The sequence below is a fragment of the Nonomuraea lactucae genome (genome assembly GCF_003313395.1).
In the GTDB taxonomy this organism is placed as follows: domain Bacteria; phylum Actinomycetota; class Actinomycetes; order Streptosporangiales; family Streptosporangiaceae; genus Nonomuraea; species Nonomuraea lactucae.
Window position 1 is genome coordinate 1 of sequence record NZ_QNFZ01000187.1, and the last position, 8,771, is coordinate 8,771.

9 protein-coding genes and 1 pseudogene are annotated in these 8,771 nt (G+C 72.9%); 4 read left to right on the forward strand and 6 right to left on the reverse strand.

Annotated elements, in window-relative coordinates; genetic code table 11:
* From DQW85_RS12000 to DQW85_RS12020, 5 genes are all read right to left on the reverse strand, one after another.
* The coding region (locus DQW85_RS12000) for a WXG100-like domain-containing protein (RefSeq protein WP_205315056.1) at positions 1-1,349 on the reverse strand (1,349 nt) is incomplete at its 3' end.
* Between the two features lie 76 nt (positions 1,350-1,425).
* Positions 1,426-1,767 carry a hypothetical protein gene (locus tag DQW85_RS12005; RefSeq protein WP_113700410.1) on the reverse strand — a complete coding sequence of 114 codons (342 nt, stop codon included), beginning with the start codon at positions 1,765-1,767 and terminating at the stop codon, positions 1,426-1,428.
* A complete protein-coding gene (locus tag DQW85_RS12010; protein ID WP_240197107.1) occupies positions 1,764-2,165 on the reverse strand; it encodes a YbaB/EbfC family nucleoid-associated protein in 402 nt (133 codons plus the stop codon). Before DQW85_RS12010 ends, DQW85_RS12005 begins: the two co-directional genes overlap by 4 nt.
* Positions 2,166-2,257: 92 nt before the next feature.
* Positions 2,258-2,647 carry a hypothetical protein gene (locus DQW85_RS12015; protein WP_113700411.1) on the reverse strand — a complete coding sequence of 130 codons (390 nt, stop codon included), beginning with the start codon at positions 2,645-2,647 and terminating at the stop codon, positions 2,258-2,260.
* Positions 2,644-3,534, reverse strand: coding sequence for an SseB family protein (locus tag DQW85_RS12020; protein ID WP_113700412.1), 891 nt, complete (start codon positions 3,532-3,534; stop codon positions 2,644-2,646). Before DQW85_RS12020 ends, DQW85_RS12015 begins: the two co-directional genes overlap by 4 nt.
* Positions 3,535-3,651: 117 nt before the next feature.
* Between DQW85_RS12020 and DQW85_RS44410 the strand changes: the two genes are divergently transcribed.
* Together DQW85_RS44410 and DQW85_RS12030 are read left to right on the forward strand one after the other, a co-directional pair.
* A complete protein-coding gene (locus DQW85_RS44410; RefSeq protein WP_162794919.1) occupies positions 3,652-4,176 on the forward strand; it encodes a hypothetical protein in 525 nt (174 codons plus the stop codon).
* The gene (locus DQW85_RS12030; RefSeq protein WP_113700414.1) at positions 4,173-5,111 is read left to right on the forward strand and encodes a hypothetical protein; all 939 of its coding nucleotides are present in this window, start codon (positions 4,173-4,175) and stop codon (positions 5,109-5,111) included. The genes DQW85_RS44410 and DQW85_RS12030 overlap by 4 nt, the downstream gene beginning before the upstream one ends.
* A 26-nt stretch (positions 5,112-5,137) precedes the next feature.
* On the opposite strand, the gene DQW85_RS12035 is transcribed toward DQW85_RS12030, so the two are convergent.
* Positions 5,138-5,932, reverse strand: coding sequence for an amidase family protein (locus tag DQW85_RS12035; protein WP_205315057.1), 795 nt, complete (start codon positions 5,930-5,932; stop codon positions 5,138-5,140).
* Between the two features lie 308 nt (positions 5,933-6,240).
* Here DQW85_RS12035 and DQW85_RS12040 point away from each other — a divergent pair, with 308 nt between their 5' ends.
* Both DQW85_RS12040 and DQW85_RS12045 read left to right on the forward strand, forming a co-directional pair.
* The gene (locus tag DQW85_RS12040) at positions 6,241-7,155 is read left to right on the forward strand and encodes a DUF4132 domain-containing protein (protein ID WP_113700415.1); all 915 of its coding nucleotides are present in this window, start codon (positions 6,241-6,243) and stop codon (positions 7,153-7,155) included.
* A pseudogene (locus DQW85_RS12045) lies at positions 7,152-8,771 on the forward strand (DNA-binding protein); the annotation flags it as partial. The gene DQW85_RS12040 and the pseudogene DQW85_RS12045, both read left to right, overlap by 4 nt.

The following is an 8,771-nucleotide window of genomic DNA, read 5'->3' on the forward strand; positions in this document are numbered from 1 at the left end:
GCGGATCCAGGGGCGGCCGCCGCCTGAGCGCCCGGCCTCGTCGTGGCCGCCGGGGAGCCCCCGGGAGTGGTGGCCGCGGGATCAGTGGACGGGGCGGCTCCGGGAGACGGCCCGGTCCGGGTGTCGGTCCTGGTGGCCAGCGCCTGGTTGACCGCCCGGTCCACGTCGCTCCGCGCCGCCAGGTCGTTCGCCCGGGCCAGCGCCGCGCCCGGGTCGGCCAGGGCCATGGCGACCTCGGGGTTGAACGGGCTGATCGTCCCGGTACGCCCCACGCCGCCCATGAAGCCGCCGATGAACGCGTCCTGTCCCGGCAGCGCCACCTGACCGTACACGGCCAGATTGGCCATGAAACTGCCGGCCGGTGACGCGATCGTGTTGTTCAGGCCGGTGTTCAGCGCCCGCCCGGGGAAACGCATGAACGCGTTGCCGACTCCCGGCGAATCACCCGCCATCCGGTTGAGCCGCCCGATGCCGGGGAGCTGGTTGGTGAGCCTGGAGATCCGGTTGGCGACCTTCAGGCCGACGCCCGCGCCCACACCGGCGCCGACGGCGGAGGCGGCGGTCTTCCTCCAGTCCCACTCGTCGCGCGTGCCCATCCGCATCTGCTCGTACTGGCTGTAGGCGTCGATGAAGGTCTCTTCACCGATCTCCTCGAACAGCTCCCGGCGCAGCGGCGAGGCCATCAGCCGCGAGATGCCCTGGGCGACGCCGCTCAGGGTGGTCATCCGCGCGGCCGTGGTGGCGGCGACGCCCCGTCCCGCGTTGATGGCGAGCACCTCGAGGATCCTGCCGATGGCCCGGCGGGCGGCGGCGGCGTACGGGCCGACCAGCCAGGCGGTGGTGCCCGCCGCGAAGAACGCGCTCAACAGCGCGATGAACGCCGCGACGGCGGCCACCCAGAACGCCACGTTGATGGAGATCTTGGAGTATTGAGTCTCGCGCGCGAAGGCGTCGAGCTGCCGGTGGTAGCCGTCGGCCCAGGTAGCCACCGCTCCCGCGCCCGTCTCCACGCTGAAGGCCGTGGAGACCGTGTTGAGGCAGGTGGGCGTCGCGGGCGACTCCCAGCCCGCGACGATGAACTTGACGGCCCGCTCCGTGGGGTCGCAGGCGGCGAGTACGGCGTTCGTCGCCCTGGTGTGGGGCTTGGCCATCGCCCACAGCCCGCTCTCGCTGGCCCGCGGCCAGGGCTGCCCGGAGGCGAGCAGGGGGATCAGGATGTGGTTCACCCAGTCGGGCAGGCTCTCGGTCTCCCAGACCGGCTGGACGTCGGTGGCGGAGGTGCCGCCACCCGCGGCGGACCCCTCGCCGCCGGGTACGTCGCTGTTGACGTCCCGCTGCCCGCCCGCCATGCCGCCCCCCGCCCTGAACTCGTCATCTGCAGGATCGTTCGTTCATCGCCTCCGCGCGGCGGCGCCGGGACGCGTCTCAGGCCTCCAGGAGCTTCTTGATGCGTTCGGCCTCGGCCTGGTCGGCCGCCACCGAGTTGCTGATGGTGACGCGCATGGTCGGGCCCATGGCCTCGATCTGCTCGATGATCTGGCGCCCGGCGCGGATCATCCTCATCGGCCCGCCGCCGCGCATGAGTGCCTCGTGGAAGCGCACGCCCTCGGCTCCCTGCCCCCAGGGCGCGGCCGCGATGTGTCCCTCGATCTCGGCGACCGCCTCCTCCCACTCCTTCTTGAGATCGGCGGCCATCTCGTCCCAGATGCCGATGCCGGTCGCCACGGTCCGTTCGCTGAACCTCACGCCCTTCAGCAGGGTGCTCACCTCTCCCCGGTCATCCGCTCCGCCAACTGCCGCATCGCGGTCTCGACGTCGCCGTCGAGGTGGGCCGCCATCTGCTCGGCCGGGACCAGCGGTTCGAAGATCTCCACCACGCGCTCCCGGGCCCTGGCGGCGGCCCGCCCGACGGTCTCCGTGATCGTGTCGGCCAGGTGCCTGGAGTCGGGCCTGCGGTAGACGCGCGGATCGATGTCGAGCCGGACGAGGTCGCCGCGCGGGCCGACGGTGGCCGACACCAGCCCGTCGGCGGAGGTCTCGGTCACCTGTACGGCACGGGCCCGCTCGTGCAGGTCGAGCGCCTCGTCCTGCATGCGCAGGAACAGCGCGCGCAACTCGTCGGCGTAAGCCTGCATGCCCGCGGCCTCCGGTGATCCGAACTCCACGCTTCACCCCGACACCAACAGCAACAATTTTCCCTTCTTAGTCAGATTTTCCAGAAAGTTAACAAACTGCACAAGGGGTGAACGGCTGACGTCTAGGAGAGCAGGGAGACGGCCTGCTCCCGCAGCTCGGCGATCTCGTGCCGGGGGACGCGGCACCTGTACACGCCGCGCTCCGCGCGTTCGAGGCCGAGCCGCCCGGCGACCGTGACCCGGCCGCCGGTGTACTCCAGCAGCAGCTCGCCGTCGCGCTCGCCGTACACCTGGAAAGGCTCGCCGCGCCACTCGCAGACGGTCGTGACGAAGACCGCCGCCTCGCACTCGCCCGCCGGGACGACCCGGACGTGGCGGCCCGGCTCCACTTCCTCGAACCCCTCGCCGGGCTCGCCGCTGCGCAGGCGCATCCACAGGCCGTCGTCTCGCGGGTCCGGGGCGGCGTCGTACTCGGCGCCCTGCCAGCGGGCCCGGTAGCCGGACCAGGTCACGTCGGCATTCCCGGCCGTGCCGCGCGCACCAGCAGCCACCGGCCCGTGTCGCCGTCGTAGACCGCGCGCCGCCGCTCGGCGCCGCCGGTCGTGAGCTCCACGATCTCCGCGCCGTGCGTGAGGACCACGCCGTCGACCTTGTACTCGCGGATCACCTGGTCGACGTTGGGCACCAGCCCCAGGCCGACGAAGGGCGGCTCCTCGATCACCCATCCGGCGACGGCGGCCATGCCCTCCTCGTCCAGCCCGCCGTACGGCGTGCGGTAGAGGGCGGGCCCGGCCGCGCGCCAGCGCAGGATGTTCACCGAACCGCCGGCCGCCACCGCCTCGGGCTGCCCGAGAGCCGCGGCGAGCACGCCGGGCGTGGCGATGTGCGCCACGTCCAGCGCGTGGTGGCAGTAGCCGGACACCCGCGCCTCGCCGTCGCCCAGCAGGGCGTGCAGGTCGCGCGGGCGGAGCAGCTTCTGGACGACCGGCAGCCCCGACCCCGGCTCGATGACGAGATCCTGGGCCATCGACGGCACGGCGAGCCTGGCGACCGTACCCGATTCCAGCGCAAGGCGGACCGGCAGGCCCGGATTGACCACCAGTCCCCAGCGCGGGTCCGGCCAGCCGGCGGCCAGCTCCACGAGCGAGGACACCCGGTACGTCCCGGCGCCGGCGACCGCCCGCATCGCCTCGACGGAGGTGAACGCCGCCACCCAGGTGCGCCCGCCGTCGGCCACCGTCGCCCACGCGGGACGCTCCCGCCCGGCCGCGGCCGCCTCGCTGATCGGGAGCGCGAAGTCGGCGGCGCGCAGGAGCCCCAGGCACCGGGCCAGGTCGCCGGCGGCGAATGCGTCCCGCAGATCCTCCTCGAACGGGCTCACCGGCTCCCAACCCCGCATGCCGTCACGATAGAGGATCGTCCCGGCCGCGGTCGCGATCTCCCGCCTCCCGCGCAGCTCCCGGCCTGGCTACACACTGCTTACGAGCAGTCGCGGAACGTATCGGATAATGGTGCCATGAAGCGACTGATGACCCTTTTTCTGGTCTGTTGTGTGCTGTCCGGTTGCGGTGATCCCGTAGACCCGGAGGCCGAGCAGCCCGGTGCGCCCGGGGTCCCAAGCGCCAAGGAAGACGACGGGGAGGGCTACGGAGCCCCGATCAAGATTCCCCGGAGAACGGAAGATCAAGGACGTCCGCTCAGTGTGATGAAAGCCTTGATCGAGAGCGGCATACGAGACCAGTGCCCGGGGCACAGGCTGTGCGTGCGGCTGCGGGTCGAGGCGCGCGACGTTCCGGGCTTCTCGACCTGCACGTTCGTCGCGACTGATCCTCGGCAGGGGAGCGAGGTCAGGCGGGGCTCGACAGTCGTGATCGTCACCGGCGAGGAGCCTTGCACGTCCACGCCGACCACTGACCGGGAAGACACGGCGACCCCCGACCCGGGCACTCCGACTCCCACGGTCGACGAGCCGCCCGACACGCCCTCCGAAGACGGCCCTTCGCGGCCCGACGAGAGTCCCGGACAGGAGGCCAGCCCATGACGGAGGGCCCGGCCGGAGCCGAGCCCACCGCGCAAGGCCCGCCCGCCGGCAGCGGGGCATCCGAGGGGAAGGCGGGGAGCTGGCTCGCGTCCGACCTGCCGATGGTCAGAGTCCTCGGCGCGATCGTGGCACCCACGACCGTGCTCACCGCGATCCTGTTCTACTTCGGCTGGTCCCGCGCGTACTGGTTCTACGACTACCTCGGCGTGGATTCGACTCTGCTGGGCCTGACCACCCAGGACTACCTGCAGCTCAGCGTGGACGGCCTGTTCGTGCCGCTGACCGTGGCCGCGTGCGCGGGGCTGCTCCTGCTGTGGGGCCGGACGCTGCTGCGCGTCCGCGTCGCCACCCCCGCCCCCGGCCTCCTCGTCCCGCTGATGGCCGGGGCAGGGCTGCTCCTCTGCCTCAACGGCGTCTCGCGCATCTTCACAGAAACGATCTTCAACAGGCAGCTGGCGATCGCCCCGCTGAGCCTGGCCTGCGGCGTGCTGCTGCTGGTGTACGCGCCTCACCTGAGCGGTGTCGCGCGCCCTCACTGGGTCGCCTTCCTGGAATGGGCGGTCGTGTTCGTGCTGGTCGGCCTGAGCCTCTTCTGGGCCGCGAACGACTACTCCGCCGCGGTCGGCCGCTCACGAGCCCGCCAGTTCGTCGCCGAGCTCCCGAACGCGCCCGACGCCGTCGTCTACAGCGCCCGAAGCCTGAGCCTGCGCGCCCCGAGCGTCCGGGAGTCCCGCTGCCAGGACCCCGACGCCGCCTACCGGTTCCGCTACGACGGCCTGAAGCTGGTGCTGCGGTCCGGCGACCAGTACCTGCTGCTCCCGAGAGGCTGGTCCCGCGAGAACGGGGTCGCCCTCCTGCTCCCCATGAGCGACTCGCTCCGCCTCGAGTTCAGCCCGGCGTCCGTCCCCGAGCCCGCCCGCCGGCCTGCCTGCTGACCACCGGGCCGCTCGCCCGGCGGAACTCAGAGCGGCGGCCGTTCGTACCCTCCGACCACGTCGCCGAGCAACTCGGCGAACGTGATCGCGGTGTCGTCCTCGTACAGCGGTCCCACGATCTGCGCGCCGACCGGCAGCCCGGCCGGGGTGCGGCCGACGGGCTCGACCACGGCCGGCAGGCCGGGCAGCGAGGCGTGCGAGATCCAGAACGGCTGGTCGGTGTAGGGACGCTCGCACTCGGGGGTCAGGATCGTGCGCTGGTCGAAGGGGCGGGCGTCGTGCGGGAAGGCGGGCGTGAAGTTCGACGGGCACAGGAACACGCCGAACGACTCGGCCTCGCGCACGGGCTCCACACCGCCGGGCCACCCCTCGGCAAGCGTGGCCCCGGTCGCGGCGAGGGCGTCCACCGCGTCGGACAGCAGGGCGCCCACCTCGCTGGAGACCGGCGCCCCGGGGTGGTCGAGCACGTACCCGACGCGGAAGTCCGCCAGCCTGGTACGCCGCGACCGCGGCAGCGCCCAGGTGTAGGCCGTGGGCGCCTCGGGCCCGGCTGTCACTCGCAGCGCCGTGCGCAGGTCGGCGGCGAATCGGCCCAACGGCCCCAGCGACGACATGTACGCCGACTCGGTCAAGGTGGGCGGCACGCCAGGAGGGCCGAAGCCGCTCAGCGGGACGATCCCGGCGCTCGGTTTCAGCCCGTAAACGCCGCAGAAGCTCGCCGGTACGCGGATCGAACCCACCAGGTCGCTTCCGTACTCCAGGAACGTCATCCCGGCCGACAGGGCGGCCGCTCCCCCTCCTGTCGACCCGCCCGGCGACAATGTCTCGCTTCCGCACGAGCTCCGTCGCTTTACGTAGCAGGGTTAAGCAGTTCTACGGATGCCCGCCGCTCCGGCCGTCTGCGAGCGTCTTGCGGGCACGGGCCGCGGCCACGCCGGTCGTCCGCATGTCTGCCGCACCGGGATGGGGTCCCAGGCGCTGGGCGAGCGGACTCCAGAGGCCGCCGCAGGAGCGTTTGTCGGTGGAGGCCGTTAGCGTTCCGCGCATCATCACGGCGGCAGGACCGGCGGTGCCTGCCGTCTTCTGACGCACTCATTCACGCAAACATTCACGGCGAAAGGCGGCAGCCTTGGGTTGGCTGGCGGCGGGTGACGGATACGAGGTCGCCCTCATAGAGGGCCGGGTCGCGGCGAGAGCGACCTCCGGCCGGGCGGCGGGACGGCAGCTGAAGTCCCTGCCGAAGGCGTTGCGGGAGCATCCCGAGATCGACCGGCTACGGCGGCTGGCCGAGTGGCTCGACCGGCACGCGGCGGCGTGCGTGACCCAGGTGGATCTCTGGATGGTGTCCTCGCTGCCCGTCCCGACCGGGGTGCTGGCGAGCGTGTGGCCGGACGAGGCGTGGCGGTCGGCCCTGCGTGACATGGCCGTGGTCGGCGACGACCCCGACGAGGTCGGCTTCCTGCGCGACGCCACCGACTCCGGGGAGCTGCGCGTGGTCAACCTGGACGGCGAGACGGTCCGGCTGTCCCCGCGCACGGTGACCCTGCCGCACCCCGTGCTGCTGCCCGACCTCGACGACCTGCGGGAGTTCGCCGCCGAGCTGGGGGTGACGCAGAGGGTCGAGCAGATCCACCGCGCCATCTGGCGCAAGCCGGCCGACCTGGCCGGATCCGGCGGGAGCGGGTCCGGCGCGAGCGGATCCGCTGGGAAGGCGGCCGAGGTGACCGAGGTGACGGAGTTCGCCGGAGGCAGATTCGACTCGCGGTTCGGCCTCGCCGCCCGGGCCACGTCGCTCGGCTACAAGGTGTCCGGAGGCTATGCCACGAGCCGGGTCCGCGACGCGGAGCGCATCGCGGAGGCGGCCGTGTGGATCGGCGAGCCCTACTGGGAGGACGAGGTGACGACCGGAAACCTCTGCTGGCGCGACCAGGACGGCAGGTCGCTCCACCTGCGCGAGGTCGGCCCGGTGGCCTGGTCGGAGGGGATGCGGATGGCCGCGGCGCTCTACGCCGGACGGCGGGTCGAGGAAGGGAAGGACGCGTGACCAGCGACATGTCGCCCGCGGAGGAGCTGCTGAAGGCCGGAGCGGTGCTGCCACCCGGCACCGAGGAGGCGGGCGAGCGGGCGGTGCCGCTGACCGCTCGCACCTACCGCCATCCCGGGCTGGACGGCCGGACCGTCGTGCGCCTGGTCGCCGCCGAGCTCGGCGCGGCCGAGGACCTGGCGGCGAGCTTCCTCGGCATGGAGCCGGACGGGGAGCCCGCCGTCGTCGGGCTGGGCGCCCGGCGCTCGCTCGGCTTCCCCGAGTGGGTGCTCGCCCACCACCCCGAGGACGGGCATCACGCGCTCGCCGTCGTCCCGGAGCTGGAGCGCACGGGCCGGCAGGCCAAGTCCAAGCCCAAGGCCGCGCTCGAGGGCTACCAGGAGCTCGCCGCGCGGCTCTCCGCCTCAGTCCCGCACTTCCTGCCCACGTTCTACGAGCAGGCCGGCCGGGTGTTCCTGGGCGTCGAGAACTCCACCTACGCCGCGCAGATGTTCGGCCAGGCGCGCAGGGCCGAGGCCGAGCACGGGCTGGCGGTGGACGAGGACCGGCTCGACGAGGTGTTCCTGGAGTTCGCGCTGGCTGGGGCGCTGCCGGTCAAGGTACTGTCGGGATACGCCAAGGACCTGGCCGCCAGGATGCCCGCGCAGGAGGCGCTGCGGCGCTTCGCCCGGCTGTGCGTGCGGCGCACCGCGGGAGGGCTGTCGCCGTCGGTGCAGATGGCGACGGACCTGCGCAGGCTAGCCAGGGCCGCGGGCGCGGACGCCGACGAGGAGGAGCAGGCATACCTCGCCGAGTTGCTCAGCCTACCGGCCACCATGCGGGCCGCGACATGCTGGTGGAAGGCGCACAGCGCGGCGATCGCGGCGTTGGGGCGGCGGTGGCCCGAGGTGCGCGCGACGCTGCTGAGCAGCATGCCGCAGGTCCGGGAGAGCGAGATGCCGGGCATCTGGCTGGAGATCCTCGAGACCTCCGGCGCCACCGCCGCCCTCACTCACGCGAGCTCGGGCGGCCGCCAAGGCGAGGCCGGTACGGGCAGCGCCGAGGGTCACGTGGACGGTGGGTCGGAGGGCGAGCTGCCCGATGACGGCGCCGCCGGCTGGCTTGAGCGCTTCCTGAGAGCACGCGACACCACCTGGGGCTTCCCGCCCCGCCTTCCAGCCCTCTACGCCCTGGTGGAGCGGATGGCCGACCGGGTGCGCGCCGAGTTCGCCGCCTCAGGCCGGGCGCTGACGGCCAACCAGGACGTCGACCTGCTGGACCTGCTGCTCGCCCACGGCATCCCGGTCGCCGATCCGAACAAGCACAGCTCGCTGCCCCTGGAGCACTGGGCGAGAGGCGACGGGCAGCGCGATCTGCTCGCCCTGTCCGCCGACACCCGCTACCGGCCCGCGTTCCAGCGCGCTGCCGACGCGTTCAGCGACGACGACTCCGGTCGGCGGACCGTGCTCCTCCTCGCGAGATCCCCGGGCGGGCGGCCGATGCTCGCCGAGTGGATGAGCGAGGTGGCCCTGCGCTCGTCGGCCGCCGGGCTGCCGGGCCTGCCCGACGCCATGCGGCGGCTGGCCTGGCTGCCGGGCGAGGCGCTGGTGCTGGCCGAGGAGGAGGTGCGGCAGGCG